A 17,969-nucleotide genomic window follows, 5' to 3' on the forward strand; every position below is an offset into this window, starting at 1 on the left:
AACTCCGATCACTCGACGATGCGGACGTAGCCGTGGAGGCCGAGCGCGCGCATCCGCGACTCGATGAACCGAGCAGCCTGCACGCTGTTCGTCGTGAGCTCGACCGTGCCGTTCCCACCGAGCGCCTGGGCTGCCTCGGCAAGGCCGCTGAGCTTCTTGTCCATCGACTGCACGGCGACCGATCCGAACTTCCCCAGGCTCTCGGGGACGTAGAACGAACGAGCCGGGTCACCGACGTACTTCGCGTCTCCGATGGCGCCGTACTGCGGCGTGAACCCGTCGGGGTACACCTTGCTCCCGTCCGGCAGGGTGATCAGTCGCTCGTCGTCCCCGTAGACCCTGAGCTGGTACTGGCTCTCCGGTCCGGAGGATCTCAGGTGGGACTCCGGGAGCGCGTCGTAGCGGGCGCGCGCGGCCGCCGCAGCGGTCTCGTCCAGCGCCGCGAGCTCGGTGCCGTCGGCCAGCTCGATCGGCTCGCGTCGCCTGAAGGCGCCGAGGTCGATCATGCCGGCGTCGCCGCGGGAGGCCGCGCGCTGCGCGGCCCAGAAGGCGGCGGGGTCGCGTGCGATCTCCTCGCCGAGCAGGCGTGCGCCTCGCCCTGCGGCGGCCCCGGCAACGTTGCCCGGGAGGAAGGTCAGCACGAGCTCGCCGGCGTCCATGCCGGCTTCGAGCGGGGTCGTGGTGGCGAGGTAGTCGGCGGTGGCGCGGACGGGGTCGCGGGTGAACGTCGCGGCGCCCTCGGCGTGGGACAGGCCGTACGTCGCGACTCCGGAGACGCCGACCGCCAGTGCGAGCGACCCGCCGGACAGGGCGACGAGGGCGGCGACGCCGGCGCCGACGGCGACCTGCTGGACGGGGGACAGGCCGTTCCACCACTGCCCGGCGTTCTCCAGCAGGCCGGCGAGGTAGTTCCCGTTCCCGTCGAGCAGGAGGTACCGCCCGATCCCCGAGGCCATCGTCGTGCCCCACCACAGCGCGAGCGCGAGCCAGGCGCCGCCGACGACCGCCGTCGCCCGCTGGAAGACGCGTCGTGCACGCGGCTCGACGCCCGGGGTCGTCAGCGCCATCGCGTCGGCGCGGATGTTGCGCACGTGCACGGCGACGGCGCGTGCGCGCCCGACCGCGAGCCGGCGCGGTTCCGTCCCGACGCGGGCGTGAGCGGCGACGACGACGGCGACGTCGGCCCACCACTGCGCGAGCGCGCGCAGCACCGGGGTCGCGAGGGAGGCCAGGCGCCGCGCGATCCCGGTCCCGGTGCCGACGCGTCCCTGCCACCACCGGAGCAGGCGCTGCCCGGGAGGCGTGTCGACGAGCGCGCCGCCGGGTCGCAGCCGGTCGCCGTCGAGCGGTGCCAGCCCGGCAGCCCGGTGCCGGCGCTGCACGTCCACGAGCAGGCACGCGACGAGCAACAGGGCGGACAGCACACCAGTCGCCCTCCCGTGCCCGGTGAGCGACCACAGCCCCGACAGGACGGCGGGGAACCCGGCCGCGTCCTCGGCGGGCCAGCTCGAGTGGGCGTTGTGCGCGTTGTACGACGCGTGCTCGGCGACGGTCAGCACGAACGACAGCACCGGGAGCCCGACCCCGGCAGCGCGCGCGGGGCGGCGCCCGGTGCGCCACAGCGCGATCCCCAGCCCGATGCTCATGGCCGTCGTGACGGTCCAGATGTGGTGCCCGTGCGCGACCGCGACACCGTCCGTGGACGCGAACCCCGCGGTCGTCCAGGGGTTGAGCGTGTAGGGCTCGGGCGGGTTCCAGAACAGCCACAGCGTCCCGCGCGAGGCCACCTGGCGGACCGCGTCCTCGTAGGCGTTGAACGCGATCCCGGACGCGAACCCGACGAGCGACCAGTCCGTCGCGGAGAACCGCCGGACCCGCCCGGGCGCGAGGAGCGCGAGCGCGAGCAGCGGGACGAGCTTGCCGGTCTCCTCCAGGAACCCGGCGAGCGCCACGCCGGACCCGTCCGAGGACGGCCCCAGGTCCAGCGCCGCGGCCACCTGGAGCGTGAACCAGCCGATGACGGCGGACCACAGCACCGCCAAGCTGAACAGCCGCGCGGTCGTCGCCCACGACAGCGTCTTGGTCCGGGCGAGCAGGAACCACACGACCAGGAGGACGAAGCTCCCGACGTACACCCGGACCGAGGCCCGGGCGGACTCGACGACGAGCAGCATGACCAGCACCAGGACGAGCGACACCCACAGGCCGACGGCACGCACCCGCGCCCATCGCGCGGCCAGCACCGGGCGGTCCGCCCACCACGCCGCCGTGCGCGCGCGAGCCACCTCCCACCCCTCCGGTGGTGCCGCCGGGCGCACGGGCGCGCGACCTGCAGTCGTCACCACGACGAGCCTCCCGTGTCTCGCATGAGCACGACACACGGTAGCGAAGGCCACCGCCGTCGCGGCCTGGAGGGCGTCGCGCCCCGCGACCCGAGCGGTAGCACGCAGGGCCGGTGGCGCCCGGCGCACGAGCGCGCACGGCGCGACCACGAGACGGCGGCGTCCGTGATGTGAGACGTACGCGCGTGCCCCTGTCGCCGGCGGGTGCCGGCTCCTACGGTCCCCGTCCAACCGCGGGCGCACCGGCCCGCGTGGGCGGCGTCGTGGTCGCGAGCCCGAGCACGCGACCACCGGGACATGGAGGCGGCATGACGATCACGCACAGGTACGGGGACCCGGCCGCGACGCTCGCGGTGTCGAGCGACGTCCTCACCCTGCAGCTCGCGCACCGGTCGGTGCGCCGGTTCCTGCCGCGGCCGGTGACCGACGACGAGCTCGTCGGCCTGGTCGCCGCTGCTCAGTCGGCCCCGACCTCGTCGAACCTGCAGCCGTGGAGCGTCGTGGCGGTCCGGGACCCCGAGCGGAAGTCGCGGCTCGCGACGCTGGCGGGCGACCAGGACTTCGTCCGGCAGGCCCCGCTCTTCCTCGTCTGGGTCGTCGACCTGGGCCGGGCGCGTCGGCTGGCCGCCAGCGCCGAAGCGCCTCTCGACGCGACCGACTACCTGGAGACGACGGTCATCGGGTTCGTCGACACGGCGCTGGCCGCGCAGAACGCGGTCCTCGCGGCGGCGTCGCTCGGCCTCGGCAGCGTCTTCGTGGGCGCGATCCGCAACCACCCGGAGGAGGTCGCGGCCGAGCTCGGGCTGCCGCCGTACGCGGCTGCGGCGTTCGGCCTCGCCGTCGGCGCGCCCGACCCGTCCGAACCCGCCGGGGTCAAGCCCCGCCTCCCGCAGGACGCGGTGCTGCACCACGAGCGGTACGACACCGCGGCCGACGCGGGCATCGCCTCGTACGACGAGCGGCTGGCCGACTACAACCGCCGTCACGGCCTGACCGGGCGGTGGACCGACCGGGTCCTGGCGCGGCTCGCCGGTCCGCAGTCCATGGCGGGGCGGCACGCGCTGCGGGACGCGCTCGAGAGGCGGGGCCTGCCGTCGCGGTAGCGCCCACGCCCGCGGGCTCGCACCACCGGATCGATCCCGCCGGACCTCGTCCTGCGCCGGCGGCTGACCACGAGAGGTTCCTGCCATGAACGACGGGCGACGCCGTCTGACCCTCGCCGCCTCGATCGTCGGGACCGGCACCTCGCCGCTCTCCGCACGCTGGCCGGGCACCCGGTGGGACCGGTTCGCGGACTGGGACCACTACCGGCGGTCGGCGGAGATCGCCCGCCGCGGGGTGCTCGACGCGGTCTTCGTCTCCGACCACCCGGCACACCAGCGGGACAACCACCGCGCGCCGGGGCACGTGTTCGACCCCATCGCCCTGTTCGCAGCGATCGCCGGCGCGGTTCCGGACATCGGGTTCGTCCTCACGGCGTCCACGTCGTACAACGCGCCGTACAACCTGGCGCGGCGGGTCGCGTCGCTCGACGCGATCTCCGGGGGGCGCACGATCCTCAACCTGGTCACGAGCTTCAACCCCGACATCGCGGCCAACTTCGGCGACGCCCCGCTGCAGTCGCGCGAGCAGCGCTACCGGCGTGCCGACGAGCTCGTCGAGGTGCTCACGCAGCTGTGGGACAGCTGGGAGCTCGGCGCCGAGGAGCCGCCGGCGGGACCGCTGTGGGCGGCCGACCCGATCGACCACCACGGCGAGTTCTTCGACGTCCGCGGCCCGCTGACCGTCCCGGCCGGCCCGCAGCGGCGTCCGGTGCTCGCCCAGGCGGGGGCGTCGGGTCCGGGACTCGACTTCGCGGCGCGGCACGCCGAGATCGTGTACGCCGCGATCCTCGGCCGGGAGGCCGCGCGACGCTTCCGCGCCGAGCTCGACGGGCGCGTGCGCGCGCAGGGTCGCTCGCCCGGGGACGTGCGGCTGCTGCCGGGGGTGAACGTCGTCCTCGGGGACACCGAGGCCGACGCCCGGCAGCGGCACCTGGCGTTCCAGGGCGTGCACGACGAGGAGGAGCTCGTCGCGCGGTTCCTCGCGCAGCAGCGCGCGGCCGGGCGCCCGGCGATGCCGTCCACCGTGGATCCCGACCAGGTGCTCGACCCGGCGTGGTTCGAGCCCGACCCGTCCCAGGACGCGCCGGTCGGGTTCGCCCGCGCCCTGCAGGACCTCGTCGCGACCGAGGGGCTGACCGCTCGCCGGCTCGTGACCCGGTACGGCGACCCGGGCGGGCACCGGCTCGTCGTCGGCTCGCCGCGCCAGGTCGCCGACGCGCTGGTCGAGTGGTGGGCCGACGGTGTCGTCGACGGCTACGTCGTCCACCTGCCGCTGCTGCACGAGGACCTCGAGCGGTTCGTCGACCAGGTGGTGCCGATCCTCCAGGCCGACGGCGTCTTCCCGCGGAGCTACGACGAGTCGGGCGCGACGATCCGTGACCGGTTCGGGCTGGCCACCCCCCGTGTCGCGGCGGGGTCCGGGCGCACGGTGCCCTGACCCCGCCGCGGGGACGCGTCCCCGCACTACACCGTGACGGGGTGCGGCGACCACACGGCCCGCTCGTAGACGTCGCGGAAGGACCGCGGGGCTGCGGGCGCAGGGGCGGGGGGAGCGGGCAGGGTCTGGTCCTCGAAGAACAGGTCCCGCCCGACGGCGTCGACGAGCCGGGGCACGAGCGGGGCGAGGCTCTGCACGTCACCGACGGGGTAGCCGAAGCTCATGCTCGCCGCGGCGGAGAACACGCGGATGCGGCTGAGCCACGGCGCCCGGCCGGGGTGCTTCTCGAGGAGCTCGAAGCCGGGGCCGAGGTAGGGGTAGGAGCCGAGGTCGTCGTCGACGAGCTCGGCCGGCGGCTCGTACCGGTCGCGCCAGAGGGCGATCTCGTCGGCGATCCGGGCGAGCTCGGGCCGGGTCCGCGGGTCGTACTGGAAGCCGGTGCCCGCGATGGCGAGGTCGAACGTGTGCGAGCCGTCGGCGGCCTGCACGAGCAGCCGGCCGCCCGCGGGGCGTGCGGAGTGCCACGGCGCCGCGAGGTGCACGTGGAAGTCGGGGTGCGCCAGGGCCCGCTCGAGGGAGGCGAGGGGGGCGCTGCGTCCGCCACGCGCCACGGTGACCTTCTGCCGCCAGCGGTCGGCGTCCGGGCGGCGGTGGTAGTTGTTGCGCGCGCCGAGGTTCGGCGGGCCGAAGCCCCCGGGGCCCTGGATGATCAGCTCGGGTCGCCGGGTGAACAGGTGGACCTCGGCGCCGGACTCCAGCGCGGTGCCCGCGGCGTCGAACGCGGACGCACCGGCTCCCACCACGGCGACGGACCGGCCGGACAGCGCCCCGAAGTCGATCGCGTCGCTGGTGTGGGCCACGAGGCTGCTCGGCAGCCCGCTGAGCGCGACGGGGAGGGCCGGCCCGCCCGTGCCCTCGACACCGTTGGCGAGCACGAGGCTGCGCGTCGTCTCCTCGACGGTGTGCGTACGGCCCGCGGCCGTGACCTGGAGCACGAGGGTGAGGCGGTCGTCGGCGGGCACGACGTCGACCAGCCGGGTGCGGTGGCGCACGGGGACCTGGAGGGTGTCCTCGACCCACGCGACGTAGGCCGCCCAGTCGAGGCGCTCGATGCGGTCGAGCTCCTCGTACCCCGACTCGCCGCGCTGGTCCTCGTACCAGGCGCGGAAGCTCAGCTCGGGGTGCCCGAACTCGGGCTCGGGCCAGGCCTTCGGGGTGCGCAGGGTGCGCATCCGGGCGGTCGTCGTCCAGACGCCCGTGCCGTCGGGCGCGGCCGCGTCGAGGACCTGGACGCGCCCGGTGCCCGCTCGGCGCAGTGCGAAGCCGATCGCGAGTCCGGACTGCCCGCCGCCGACGACGACGACGTCGTGGTCGGTCGAGGACTCGCGCACCCAGGGTGCGGGGTCGGGGCCGAACAGCCGGCGGATGCGGTCGGCGCGGGACGTCAGGTCGGTCATCGGGTCACGCTCTTCCGGTGTCGGGGTGGGTGGGTCGGACGGGGGCGGCGGACGCGACGGGGAGAACCTCGGCGGGCCGCCGGGCGGCGCGTGCGAGCGGGACGAGGGCGCCTGCGGCCACGAGGGTCGCGACCCCCGCCGCGACGAGGAACCGGGCGTCGGCGAGCCAGGTGCCGACCAGGGGAGCCCCGGCGCGGGCCACCGCCGTGGGCACGGTCATCACGGCGATGATGCTGGCGAACCGCGCGACGCCGAACGAGTCCGCGACGATCGACGGGCGCGCGACGACGCTGACGCCGTAGCCGAGCCCGAAGGCGGCGATGCACGCCAGGGTCGGTGCCACCGCCGTCCCGGCCGTCGTCAGGCCGAGCAGCCCGAGGCCCTGGACCGCGAACGCCGTGGCCGTCACCGTCGCCATGCCGAACCGGCGGGCGAGCGGTGCGAGCGCGAGACGGGAGCCGATCTGCAGGGTGCCGACCGCGAGCGGCAGGGACGCGGCCGCTGCGGGGCTGAACCCGACGTCGCGGAACCAGGTGACCATCAGCAGCAGGAACGCCGAGGTCGCGCCGGCCTGGAGGGCGAATGAGACGAGCAGCAGCCAGAAGTGCGCGCTGCGCAGCGCGTCCCCCACGGGGAGCCCGCTGCCGCGGCTGACGCGCGCCGCGTGCGCGGAGCGGCCCGGCACCGCCCACAGGTGTGCGGGCAGGGCGACGAGCGCGAGCGACGCGGCCAGCACCAGGAGGGCCGTGCGCCAGCCGAGCAGGCTGTCCAACCACGCGGTGAGCGGGTAGTAGAAGCTCGTGAGCAGCCCGGTCACCAGGGTCACGCCGACGATGGCGCCGTCCCGCCGGTGCGGTTCGCTCGCCACGACCAGCACCGCGAACGCGGCCTCGTAGGTGGACATGGCCAGCGCCAGGCCGACGAGCACGAACGCGAGGTAGAGGCTCCCGAGCGAGTCGGCCTGCGACCAGAGCAGCACCGCGACGACCCCGACGGCCGACCCCGCCGTCATGAGCGCGCGGCCGCCGTAGCGGTCCAGCAGGGTGCCGATCGGGAGTGCGGCGAACGCACCCACGAGGACCGAGATCGTCGCAGCGACCGTGACGGCGGTCCGCGTGGTGCCCAGCTCCTCCGCGATCGGGACCAGCAGCACGGTGAAGGCCTGGATCAGCGCGCCGTAGCCCACGGTCTGGGTCACGGCGAAGACGACGACGAGCCGTCGCGGGTGCCGGGCGTGCGGGTCGGAGCGCACGTCCGCCGCCACGCTCGGGCCGGGGACCGCCGCCACGCCCGTGCCGGGGTCGACGTCCGCGCTCGCGCTCATCCGCGCAGCAGCGGGAGGAGCTGGTCTCCCTGCCGTGCGATCTCCCGGAGGTACGGGGTGTCGGAGAGCACGAAGTGCGAGACGCCGAGGTCGGCGTACCGCCGCAGGGACTTCGCGACGTCCTGCGCGGAGCCGACGAGCCACGTGGTGCCGGCGCCGCCGCCGCCGAACTTCCCGGGGGTCGTGTAGAGGTTGTCGTCGAGCACCTCGCCCTGCGCCGCGAGGTCGAGGAGCCGCTGCTGGCCGACGGCCGTCCGGCGGTGCGGGTTCGGTGCGTGCTGGTCCAGCGTCCCGGTGACCTGCGCCTGGGCCATCCGCGCGACCTTCTCCTCGGCGTCGGCCCAGGCCTCCTCGGTGGTGTCCCGGACCAGCGTCGTGATCCGCAGGCCGAACTCGAGCGGAGCGTGCTCGCGGCCGAGCTCCGCGCTCAGCGCCCGCAGTCGCTCGATCCGCTCCTGCACCCCGGCGAGCGGCTCGCCCCAGAAGAGCTGGACGTCGGCCTCGGTGGCGGCGACGCGCTCGGCCGCCTCGGACGCGCCCCCGAAGTAGAGCGTGGGGTGCAGGCGCGCGCCGCGCGGCTCGATCCGCGGGACGACGGTCGAGCCGCTGACCTGGAAGTGCTCGCCCCGGTAGTCGACGGCCTCCTGCGTCCACAGCCGGCGCAGGAGCTGCAGGAACTCGCGGGTGCGCTCGTAGCGCTGAGCCTGGTCGCCCTCGCCGTCGCCGTACGCGCCGAGGTCGTCCTTGCCGGAGACGACGTTGACGCGGACGCGTCCGCCGGTGAGGTGGTCGAGCGTCGCGACCGCCGAGGCGAAGTTCGCGGGACGCCAGTAGCCCGGCCGCGCGGCGATCAGGGGCTCGAACGTCGTGGTGCGCGCGGCCAGCGCCGCGGCGACCGTGAACGTGTCGGGGCGTCCCCAGCCGGTGCCGAGCAGCGCACCCTTCCAGCCGTGGTCCTCGAGTGCCACGGCCTGCTCGGTCAGGGTCGCGAGGCTGTTGTGGTCGGGGACCACCGCGTCGCCGCGGTGGCCGGGCGTGACCTGGTTGGGGATGTACCAGAGGAACTCGGCGCTCATGGGTGCTTCCTTCTCGAGGGTCGGGCCGGTCGTGCCCAGCAGATGGTCAGCGGGCGAGGTGGGCGAGCTGGGCGTGCCGCACGTCGGCGTCCTGCCCCTGGACGAGCACGAACAGCGCCGCGCGGGCGTGGAGCTGGGCGGTGTCGTCGTCGGCGAGGCCGCGGCCGGACCGGGCGACGAGGAGGGCGCGGGTGAGGACCGAGAGCGCTTCGCCGCTCGCGACCTTGGTGGCGATCCGCTCGTCGATGCGGTGCGGGCCGCCGCCGGCGAGCGCCGCCTCGTCCGCCAGCGCGTACGCGCGGGCACGGATCTGAGCGACCCGCGGCCGCCACGTGTCCGCGACGTGCCGAGCCTGGGGGTGCGTCGATCGGTCGAGCTCGTCCAGGACCGTGGCGGCGAGGCCGAAGTGGTGGCCGCGAGCGTCACCGGCGACGCCGATGTCCTCGAACCGGGTCCGGTCGAGGGACCTCGTCGAGAGCACGTGGTCGTCGGGGACGAGCACGTCGTCGAGCAGGACGCGCTCGGTCCGGCTGCCCGAGACGGCGGCGAGCCGCAGCGGTGCGGGCACGCGGGTGCGTGGGCCGACGACGACGAGGCCCGTGACGACGGTCCCGGTGCCGGGCTCGACGGCGGCGACGGTGAGGGCGGAGCTCAGGCCCCAGCCGCTGACCCAGGAGATGGTGCCGGCGAACGTCCAGCCGCCGGGGACCCGCGTCGCGGCGACGTAGCGGTCGGGGAACCGGCGCACGTCGCTGATGCCGGCGCCGAGCAGCACCTCGCCGCGCAGCACCTGCCGGGCGACGGGCGGCAGCGGGCGCCCGTGGGCGAGTGCCTCGCCGAGCCGGCCCACCTGCGGTGCGTGCTGCGCCCACACCAGCCACGTGGTGAAGCAGGCGCCGGCCACGATCTCGTGGAGGCGGCGGTCGGTGTCCCGGTCGATCCCGAGGCCGCCGTGCTCGGGCGGCGCCAGGTGGTTGAGGAGCCCCAGCGAGGCCAGCTCGGCGATGCGGTCCGCGGTGACGCCGTCGCGGTCGGTCCGCAGCGCGGAGGGTCGCAGCACCTCGTCGGCGTACCGGCGCACCCGGACGACGAGGGGGTGCGCGTCGGCCGCGTCGACGGCGTCCACGGGCGTGACCTGGGCACTCGGTGTCGGCATCTCTGGCCCTCCGTTGCAAGCGTTTCGAGTGACGTATCACATGGTGAACGCATATCTCGCCATTCGGACATGGCGATCGGCGGACTGTAGCGAAGACCGCGGCCCGCCTCCACCCCTTCGTCGCGCCCTCTCACGGGTCGACACCCGCACCGTCCGCAGGGGTGTCGCCCCGCGGCAGTCGGCACCTCGTGCGCTCGCGGGCAAGGCTTTGGGGGCGATATCTCACATGGTGAAAAGTTGTCTCACCATTCAGACAGGGCACCACAAGGACTGTTCCGACGTCGACGGACCTGCTCCACTTCGGCACCGCCGCCCCGACGGGACGGTCTCCGCACGGAAGACGACGAAGGACGAACCCCATGAGACGCACCCGTTCCCGCACGCTGCTGGCCACCGCCGCAGCCGCCGCTGCTCTCACCACCGTCCTCGGCGCCTGTGCGGCCTCCTCGCCGGACGCGGGGGGCGGCGCCGGCAGCGCCGCGGACGCGGACCCCGTCCACGGCGGCACCCTGACGTTCTACGACCCCGTCGAGTACGCCGCGTGGCAGCCGACCGCGTCCCTCTGGTCCAACAGCCAGGTCAGCGACAACCTCGCCGAGCGCCTGGTCTGGCAGGACCCGGAGACGGGCGAGTTCCGGCCGTGGCTGGCCGAGTCCTGGACCGTCAGCGACGACGGGCTCACGTACTCGTTCACGCTCGAGGACGGCATCACCTTCAGCAACGGCGACCCGCTCGACGCCGAGACGGTCAAGCTCAACCTCGACCAGCACGGGCTCGGGGACAAGGCGCTCGGCATCCCGGTCGACCCGTTCTGGGGCGACTACGCCGGGACCGACGTGATCGACCCGCTGCACCTGGACGTCCGGCTGAGCAAGCCCAACGCCGGGTTCCTGCAGATCCTGTCCAACTACCGCGCCAGCTCGATCCTCGCCCAGCCGTACCTGGCGACCGACCTCAACGGGCACGGCGACCTGACCAACTGGATCGGCACCGGCCCGTTCGTCGTCGAGTCCGTCGAGGGCACCACGGGCGTGACGCTCGAGCGGCGCGAGGACTACGACTGGGCGCCCGAGGGATCGGGCCACGAGGGCAAGGCGTACCTCGAGCGGATCGTCTTCACGACCGTGCCCGAGGCGAGCACCCGCGTCGGCGCCCTCCAGTCGGGCGAGGCGCACATCTCCCGCAACATCGCGCCGTACGACGAGGAGACGGTCGTCGCCGGTGGAGGCCAGATCGTCGCGATCCCGATCCAGGGCCAGACGAACTCGCTGACCGTGCAGCTCGACGCGGACACCCCGACCCGGGAGCTGGACGTCCGGCTCGCGCTCCAGGCGGCCACCGACCGCGAGGAGATCAACGCGACCGTCCTGTCGCCCAGCTACCCGGTCCCGACCAGCGCGCTCGTGCAGGGCACCCCTCTGCGGGGTGACTCGACCGAGCACCTCGGGTACGACCTCGACAAGGCGAAGTCGCTGCTGGAGGGGGCCGGCTGGAAGGCCGGGTCCGACGGCATCCGCGCGAAGGACGGCGAGCGCCTGCACTTCGAGATCTGGGTCGCGCCGTACTACCAGGTGTCCCAGCCCGTGCTCGAGCTGCTCCAGTCCCAGTGGAAGAAGGCCGGCGTCGAGCTGAACATCAACAGCGCGTCGCTGACCGAGTACGAGGCGATCCAGGCCGCGCGCGGCGACACGTGGGCGTTCGCGCAGGGTCAGCAGTCCACCGCCGACCCGAGCGTCCTGCGGGCGGCCCTCGCGAGCTACCGCGCGAACTCGACGCACAACCCCACCGTGGACACCGAGCTCGACGCGCTGCTGGGTGCGCAGGCCGAGGCGTTCGGCCCCGACGAGCGCGCGGCCGCCGTCCAGGCCATCGAGGACCACATCTTCGAGAACGGGTACCAGATCCCGCTCTACGACGAGACGCAGGTCTTCGGCCTGGCGGGCACCGTGCACGGGTTCGGCACCGAGTCGACCGGCCGCTCGTGGCTGTACGACACGTGGATCGAGGAGTAGGCCGTGCGCGGGTACGTCGCCACGCGCGTCGGGCAGGCCGTCCTCGTCCTGTGGGCCGCCTACACCCTGTCGTTCGTCCTGCTGAGCGCCCTCCCCGGGGACGCCGTGTCCAACCGGGTGCAGAACCCGGAGGCGAACATCTCGCCCGAGGGGGCGCAGCTCCTGCTCGAGTACTACGGCCTCGACCGCCCGCTGCGGGAGCAGTACCTGGACGGGCTGACGGGGCTGCTGCGCGGTGACCTCGGCGTCTCGCTGACGACCGCCCAGCCGGTGCAGGCGATGCTGGCGAGCGCCCTGCCGTCGACGCTCCGGCTGACCTCGCTGGCGCTCGTGCTCGGGCTGGTCCTCGCCTCGGTCGTCGCGCTGGTCATCAACTACGCCCCGTGGGGCTGGCTGCGCGAGCTCACGAGCTCGCTGCCCGCCCTGTTCGCCTCGGTGCCGACATTCGTCGCCGGCGTCCTGGCGCTGCAGCTCCTCTCGTTCCGGCTCGGCCTCGTCCCGTCGGTCGACGACGGCTCGTTCCGGGCGCTGCTGGCGCCGGCGGCGACCCTCGCGCTCGTCGTCGCCGCACCGCTGTCGCAGGTGTTCTCGTCGTCGATCCGCTCGACCCGACGGCAGCCGTTCGTGCACGTGCTGCACGCGAAGGGGGCGAGCGAGGGGTTCATCTTCCGCAAGGACGTGCTGCGCAACTCCTCGCTCCCGGTGCTCACGCTGCTCGGCCTGGCGTTCGGCGAGCTCGTCGCCGGGTCCGTCGTGACCGAGTCGGTGTACGCGCGGGACGGGATCGGCCAGCTCGTGGTCGGGGCGGTCAGCACGCAGGACCTGCCGGTGGTGCAGGGCGTCGTCGTGCTGTCGACCGTCGCGTACGTCGCCATCAACCTGGCCGTGGACCTCGCGTACCCGTACGTCGACCCCCGGATCCTGGTCGAGGGCACGTCGCGGCGGACGACCGCGCTCCGGCGCCAGGCGACCGTCGCGGCGAGCGTCGTCCTCCCCGAGCCGGCCCGGCGCCGGCTCCCGGCCGAGGTGGCGATGCCATGACGACCGTCGTCGAGACACCGCCGCCCGCGGCGCCGGCTGCGACGGCGGACCGTTCCGCCGCACCCGCTCGCCTGCTGCGCTGGCTGGGCGCCCACGGACTCCTCGTCCTCGCGGTCGCCGTCGTCGTGCTCGTGCTCGCCTGGGCGGTCCTGCCAGGCGTCTTCACCAGCCACGACCCGATCGCGGTGGACCCCGCGGGCAAGCTCGCCCCGCCGTCGGCCGACCACTGGTTCGGCACCGACCAGCTCGGGCGCGACCTCTACTCCCGTGTCGTGCACGGTGCCCGGGCGTCCCTGTCCGGAGCGGCGATCGCGGTCGCCGTCGGTGTCGTGGTCGGTGCGCTGCTCGGCGCGCTCGCCGGCTGGTTCGGCGGGTTCCTCGACAGCGCGATCGGCCGGGCGATCGACGTGCTGCTGTCCATCCCGGGGTTCCTGTTCGCGATCACGATCGTGGTGCTGCTCGGGTTCGGGATCGTGCAGGCCGCGGTCGCGGTCGGCCTGACCCTGACGGCGACGTTCGCCCGGCTGGTCCGGGCCGAGGTGCTGAAGGCACGCACCAGCACCTACGTCGAGGCGGCGACGACGAGCGGGGCGTCCACGTTCGACATCCTGCGCCGTCACGTGCTGCCCAACTCGATCGCGTCGACCCTGGCCCTCGTCACGGTGCAGTTCGGCATCGCGATCATCTGGATCGCGTCCCTGAGCTTCCTCGGGCTCGGTGCCCAGCCGCCGGACCCGGAGTGGGGCCGGCTCGTCGCGGACGGGCGCAGCTACATCGCCACCCGCGGGTGGCTGACCCTCTGGCCCGGTCTGACCGTCGTGGCCGTGGTCCTCGCCACGAACCACATCTCGCACCACCTCTCCCGAGGGGACAAGTCATGAGCGCCCTGCTCTCCGTCGAGGGTCTCACCGTCGGCTACCGCACCAGGCGCGGCCTCGAGGCCGTCGTGCACGACGTCTCGTTCGAGGTCGAGCCGGGGCAGGTCCTCGCGCTCGTCGGCGAGTCCGGCTCGGGCAAGACGACGACGGGCCACGCGATCCTCGGGCTCCTGCCCGGCAACGGGCAGGTGCTCGAGGGCGGGATCCGTTTTCGCGACCAGGTGCTCACCGAGCTCGGCCCCCGGGGCTGGCGGGACGTGCGCGGCCGATCCGTCGCTCTGATCCCGCAGGACCCGGCGGTCTCGCTCGACCCGGTCCGCAGGGTCGGGCACCAGGTGGAGGACGTCCTGCGGCTGCACACGCGCCTGGACGCGCGGGCCAGGCGCGTGCGCGTGCACGAGCTCCTGGACCTCGTCGGGTTCACCGACGTCGAGCGGCAGTACGCCCAGTACCCGGGCGAGCTGTCCGGTGGGATGCGCCAGCGCGTGCTCATCGCCTCGGCGATCGCGGTCGAGCCCGAGCTGATCATCGCCGACGAGCCGACGTCCGGGCTCGACGCGACGGTGCAGAAGCAGGTGCTCGACCTGATCGACGACCTGCGTGTGCGCACCGGGACCAGCGTGGTGCTCGTGACGCACGACCTCGGGGTCGCCGCGGACCGCTCGGACCGTCTCGGGGTCATGCAGGCCGGCCGGCTCGTGGAGCACGGCGCGACCGCGGCCGTCCTCGCCGACCCGCAGCACGCGTACACGCGCCGGCTGCTCGACAGCGTCCCGTCCCGGCTGGCGTTCACGCGCGAGCGCATCGAGATCCCGGCGGACCGCGAGGTCGTCGTCGAGGTCGCCGACCTGCGCAAGGTGTACGGCGCCGTCCCGGCGGTCGACGGGACCTCGTTCGCGGTCCGCCGGGGCGAGACCTTCTCGATCGTGGGGGAGTCCGGTAGCGGCAAGTCCACGACCGCGCGTGTCCTGACCGGCCTCACGCAGGCGACGTCGGGGCGGGTGTCGCTCCTCGGCACCGACGTCACCGACCTCGGCCGGCGGGCGTTCCGGCCGCTGCGCAAGGACGTCCAGATCGTCTACCAGAACCCGTACGCGTCCTTCGACCCGCGGTTCGACGTCTACCAGGTCGTCGAGGAGCCCCTGCGCTCGCTGCAGGAGGGGGCGCCTCGGCGCGGGCGCCGTCCGCACCGCGACCGGGTCGTCGCCGCGCTCGAGGCGGCGGCGCTGCCGGCGGACTTCGTCGACCGCCACCCGAGGGAGCTGTCCGGGGGGCAGCGCCAGCGGGTCGCGATCGCCCGGGCGCTCGTGATCGAGCCGAAGGTCGTGGTCCTCGACGAGCCGATCTCGGCGCTCGACGTCTCCGTCGCCGCGCAGATCCTCGAGCTCCTGCGCCGGCTCCAGGTCGAGCGCGACCTGACGTACGTGTTCATCTCGCACGACCTGGCCGTCGTGCGGGCCATCTCCGACCGGGTCGCCGTGATGCGCCACGGCCGGATCGTCGAGCAGGGGCCGGTCGAGCGGGTCTTCGCGGCACCCGAGACCGAGTACACCGTCCAGCTGCTCGACGCGATCGCGGGCCGCGACCTCACCGTGGGAGTGCCCTCGTGACCCAGCAGACCCAGCAGACCCAGCAGACCCGGCAGACCGAGCAGGTCCTGCCGACCTCGCCCCGGCCCGTCGCCCTCGACGAGGCGCTGCCCCGGATCCGGACGGTCCTCGCGGAGCTCGCGAAGGGCGCCGGCGAGCGGGACGTCGCGTTCGAGCACCCGGACGCCTCGGTGCGGGAGCTCGCGGACGCGGGCTTCGGGCGCCTGCGGGTGCCGGTCGAGCACGGCGGCCTCGACGTCGACCTGCCGACGCTGTTCGCCCTGCTCGCCGAGGCGGGCGAGGCGGACTCGAACCTCCCGCAGATCTGGCGGGGCCACTTCACGACGACCGAGATCCTGCGCGCCGAGCGGGACCCCGCGGTGCGGGCGCGCTGGCTCGACGCCGCCGGGCGGGGCGAGATGTTCGGCAACGCGCAGTCCGAGCCCTCCGCCGTCGTCGCGGAGGCCGTCGGGACCGGCACATCGGGCTTCGGCGTGACGACGACGCGCGTGCACGCCGACGAGCACGGCAGGCGGTTCGTCTCGGGCACGAAGTTCTACTCGACGGGTGCACGGTTCGCGGACCACGTCCGCGTCGCCGTCACCGACGACGACGGCGGTCGCGGGTTCGTCGTCGTGCCCGCGCGGCACGCCGGGGTCACGCACGTCGACGACTGGGACGGCATCGGCCAGCGGCTGACCGGGAGCGGCACCACGCTGTTCGCCGACGTGCCCGTCGAGCCCGACGGCGACATCGGCCGGTACCGGGAGTCGCTGCGCGGGCTCGACTCGTTCGTGCAGATCGTGCACCTGGCGAACCTGGCCGGCATCGCCCGCAGCCTCGTCGCCGAGACCGTGGAGCTGGTCCGCGCACGCACCCGGACGAGCCTGCACGCGCTGGGCGGGGAGGCCGCCCAGGACCCCGAGGTGCTCGGCGTCGTCGGGATCCTGGAGGTCCGCCGGCTGACTGCGGAGACCCTGCTCGCGCGCACGGCCGGGCTGCTGGAGGACGCCCACGCCAGCGGTCTCGAGGCCGACTACACGCGGGCCTACCTGGAGACCTCCGCGGCGCAGGTCGCCGTCATCGAGGCCGTGCTCGACGCCGCGTCCCGGGCGTTCGACGCGCTCGGGTCCTCCGCCGTCCGCAACCGCGTGCACCTCGACCGGCACTGGCGCAACGCGCGCACGCTCGCGTCGCACAACCCGGTCGTCTACAAGCCGCGGGTGGTCGGGAACTTCCTCGTGAACGGCGAGGCGCCCGTGCCGGGCTACTACCGGATGCAGGAGTCGAGCCAGGAGACCGTCGCGTGAGCGCTCAGCTGCACCTCAACGTCAACATCCTCAACGCCGGTGTCTTCGGCGGCTCGTGGCGCTTCCCCGGCACCGACCCGCTCGCGAGCTACACGATCGAGCACTACACGTCGATCGCGCGCAAGGCCGAGGCCGCGAAGCTCGACGCGGTGTTCCTCGCCGACGGTCCCTCGCTCGACCCGAGCACCACGCACCGCACCGGCAACAACCTGGAGCCCACGACGGTGCTCGCGCGGGTCGCGGCCCAGACGGAGCGGATCGGGCTGATCGCGACCCTGTCGTCGTCGTACAACGACCCGGTCGAGCTGGCCCGCCGGCTCGGCGACCTCGACCACGTGAGCGGCGGACGGTTCGGCTGGAACGTCGTCACGACCGCGGGCACCGTGGCGGCCGCCAACTTCGGCCGGGACGGCGAGCCCGACCACGGGCTGCGCTACCGGCGGGCCGCGCGGTTCGTCGAGCAGGTCGTCGCCTCGTGGGCCGAGCGCGACCGCTTCGTGTCCCCGCAGGGCCGGCCGGTCGTCGTGCAGGCCGGGGGGTCGCGCGACGGCAAGCGCCTGGCGTCGCGCGTCGGCGAGGTGATCTTCTCCGCCGAGCAGGACCTCGACACGGCGGTGGCGTTCCGCCGGGAGCTGCGCGCGGGCGCCGCCGCGTTCGGGCGCGACCCCGACGAGCTCGTCGTGCTTCCGGGCCTGTCGACCGTGCTCGGCAGCACGGAGGCGGAGGCGGCCCGGCGGCGCGAGGTCCTCGACGAGGCCCTCCCCGACGCCTACGCCCGCGGCCGCCTGGCCGGCCAGCTCGGGTTCTCGCTCGACGAGCTCGACGACGACCAGCCGATCCCGGCACACCTGCTGCGCGAACCCGACGCCGCCGGCGGCTCGCAGACGTTCTACCGCCTGGTCAAGGACCTCATCGAGCGTGACAACCCGACCCTGCGGCAGCTGCTCAAGGCGCTGTCCGGCGGCGGGGGGCACCGGATCGTCGTGGGGACGCCCGAGCAGGTCGCCGACGACATCGAGCGGTGGTTCCGGCACGGTGCGGCCGACGGGTTCAACGTCATGCCGGACGTCCTGCCCTCCGGGTTCGACGACTTCGCCGACCACCTGGTCCCCGTGCTCCAGCGCCGCGGCCTGTTCCGCACCGAGTACGAGGGCACGACCCTGCGCGGCCACCTGGGCCTGGGCCTGCCCCCGGCCCCCACGGGCGTGTGGGAGCCCGGCGTCCTCGAGCCCGCCCGCTGACC

General features: G+C 74.4%; 13 protein-coding genes. 8 read left to right on the top strand and 5 right to left on the bottom strand.

Features of this window, described 5'->3' with window-relative positions; all coding sequences use genetic code 11:
• Positions 1-8: 8 nt before the first annotated feature.
• Entirely contained in the window at positions 9-2,342 is a 2,334-nt protein-coding gene (locus tag ACWFNE_RS03545; protein WP_452121074.1) for a restriction endonuclease fold toxin-2 domain-containing protein, read from the bottom strand.
• A 308-nt stretch (positions 2,343-2,650) separates the two neighbouring features.
• On the opposite strand from ACWFNE_RS03545, the gene ACWFNE_RS03550 reads away from it, so the two are divergent.
• Both ACWFNE_RS03550 and ACWFNE_RS03555 read left to right on the top strand, forming a co-directional pair.
• Positions 2,651-3,445, top strand: coding sequence for an NADPH-dependent oxidoreductase (locus ACWFNE_RS03550; RefSeq protein WP_452121075.1), 795 nt, complete (start codon positions 2,651-2,653; stop codon positions 3,443-3,445).
• 85 nt (positions 3,446-3,530) lie between these two features.
• Positions 3,531-4,883 (top strand): NtaA/DmoA family FMN-dependent monooxygenase, encoded by a 1,353-nt coding sequence (locus ACWFNE_RS03555; protein WP_452121076.1) that lies wholly within the window; start codon positions 3,531-3,533, stop codon positions 4,881-4,883.
• Between the two features lie 26 nt (positions 4,884-4,909).
• On the opposite strand, the gene ACWFNE_RS03560 is transcribed toward ACWFNE_RS03555, so the two are convergent.
• From ACWFNE_RS03560 to ACWFNE_RS03575, 4 genes are read right to left on the bottom strand one after another with little or no spacing between them, the layout of a single operon-like run.
• Positions 4,910-6,340 (bottom strand): SidA/IucD/PvdA family monooxygenase, encoded by a 1,431-nt coding sequence (locus ACWFNE_RS03560; RefSeq protein WP_452121077.1) that lies wholly within the window; start codon positions 6,338-6,340, stop codon positions 4,910-4,912.
• A 4-nt stretch (positions 6,341-6,344) separates the two neighbouring features.
• On the bottom strand, positions 6,345-7,664 hold the full coding sequence (locus tag ACWFNE_RS03565; RefSeq protein ID WP_452121078.1) for an MFS transporter: 1,320 nt from the start codon (positions 7,662-7,664) through the stop codon (positions 6,345-6,347).
• Entirely contained in the window at positions 7,661-8,740 is a 1,080-nt protein-coding gene (locus ACWFNE_RS03570; RefSeq protein WP_452121079.1) for an LLM class flavin-dependent oxidoreductase, read from the bottom strand. The genes ACWFNE_RS03565 and ACWFNE_RS03570 overlap by 4 nt, the downstream gene beginning before the upstream one ends.
• Before the next feature lie 46 nt (positions 8,741-8,786).
• Positions 8,787-9,896, bottom strand: coding sequence for an acyl-CoA dehydrogenase family protein (locus ACWFNE_RS03575; RefSeq protein ID WP_452121080.1), 1,110 nt, complete (start codon positions 9,894-9,896; stop codon positions 8,787-8,789).
• Positions 9,897-10,255: 359 nt separating this feature from the next.
• On the opposite strand from ACWFNE_RS03575, the gene ACWFNE_RS03580 reads away from it, so the two are divergent.
• The 6 genes from ACWFNE_RS03580 to ACWFNE_RS03605 are packed head-to-tail and all read left to right on the top strand — an operon-like array spanning position 10,256 to position 17,967.
• The gene (locus ACWFNE_RS03580; protein WP_452121081.1) at positions 10,256-11,908 is read left to right on the top strand and encodes an ABC transporter substrate-binding protein; all 1,653 of its coding nucleotides are present in this window, start codon (positions 10,256-10,258) and stop codon (positions 11,906-11,908) included.
• Between the two features lie 3 nt (positions 11,909-11,911).
• Entirely contained in the window at positions 11,912-12,949 is a 1,038-nt protein-coding gene (locus ACWFNE_RS03585) for an ABC transporter permease (protein ID WP_452121082.1), read from the top strand.
• Positions 12,946-13,830, top strand: a complete 885-nt coding sequence (locus ACWFNE_RS03590; protein WP_452121083.1) for an ABC transporter permease — start codon at positions 12,946-12,948, stop codon at positions 13,828-13,830. The genes ACWFNE_RS03585 and ACWFNE_RS03590 overlap by 4 nt, the downstream gene beginning before the upstream one ends.
• The gene (locus tag ACWFNE_RS03595; protein ID WP_452121084.1) at positions 13,827-15,437 is read left to right on the top strand and encodes a dipeptide ABC transporter ATP-binding protein; all 1,611 of its coding nucleotides are present in this window, start codon (positions 13,827-13,829) and stop codon (positions 15,435-15,437) included. The genes ACWFNE_RS03590 and ACWFNE_RS03595 overlap by 4 nt, the downstream gene beginning before the upstream one ends.
• The gene (locus ACWFNE_RS03600) at positions 15,434-16,726 is read left to right on the top strand and encodes an acyl-CoA dehydrogenase family protein (RefSeq protein ID WP_452121085.1); all 1,293 of its coding nucleotides are present in this window, start codon (positions 15,434-15,436) and stop codon (positions 16,724-16,726) included. Before ACWFNE_RS03595 ends, ACWFNE_RS03600 begins: the two co-directional genes overlap by 4 nt.
• Positions 16,723-17,967, top strand: a complete 1,245-nt coding sequence (locus ACWFNE_RS03605) for an LLM class flavin-dependent oxidoreductase (RefSeq protein WP_452121086.1) — start codon at positions 16,723-16,725, stop codon at positions 17,965-17,967. The genes ACWFNE_RS03600 and ACWFNE_RS03605 overlap by 4 nt, the downstream gene beginning before the upstream one ends.
• Positions 17,968-17,969: the final 2 nt, after the last annotated feature.

The organism is Cellulomonas sp. NPDC055163, assembly GCF_053607065.1.

Bases quoted from the DNA above. Each gene is read 5' to 3' on its own strand.
- ACWFNE_RS03570 (WP_452121079.1), bottom strand. From the start codon at position 8,740: ATGAGCGCCGAGTTCCTCTGGTACATCCCCAACCAGGTCACGCCCGGC.
- ACWFNE_RS03595 (WP_452121084.1), top strand. From the start codon at position 13,827: ATGAGCGCCCTGCTCTCCGTCGAGGGTCTCACCGTCGGCTACCGCACC.
- ACWFNE_RS03575 (WP_452121080.1), bottom strand. From the start codon at position 9,896: ATGCCGACACCGAGTGCCCAGGTCACGCCCGTGGACGCCGTCGACGCG.
- ACWFNE_RS03565 (WP_452121078.1), bottom strand. From the start codon at position 7,664: ATGAGCGCGAGCGCGGACGTCGACCCCGGCACGGGCGTGGCGGCGGTC.
- ACWFNE_RS03555 (WP_452121076.1), top strand. From the start codon at position 3,531: ATGAACGACGGGCGACGCCGTCTGACCCTCGCCGCCTCGATCGTCGGG.
- ACWFNE_RS03560 (WP_452121077.1), bottom strand. From the start codon at position 6,340: ATGACCGACCTGACGTCCCGCGCCGACCGCATCCGCCGGCTGTTCGGC.
- ACWFNE_RS03550 (WP_452121075.1), top strand. From the start codon at position 2,651: ATGACGATCACGCACAGGTACGGGGACCCGGCCGCGACGCTCGCGGTG.
- ACWFNE_RS03590 (WP_452121083.1), top strand. From the start codon at position 12,946: ATGACGACCGTCGTCGAGACACCGCCGCCCGCGGCGCCGGCTGCGACG.
- ACWFNE_RS03580 (WP_452121081.1), top strand. From the start codon at position 10,256: ATGAGACGCACCCGTTCCCGCACGCTGCTGGCCACCGCCGCAGCCGCC.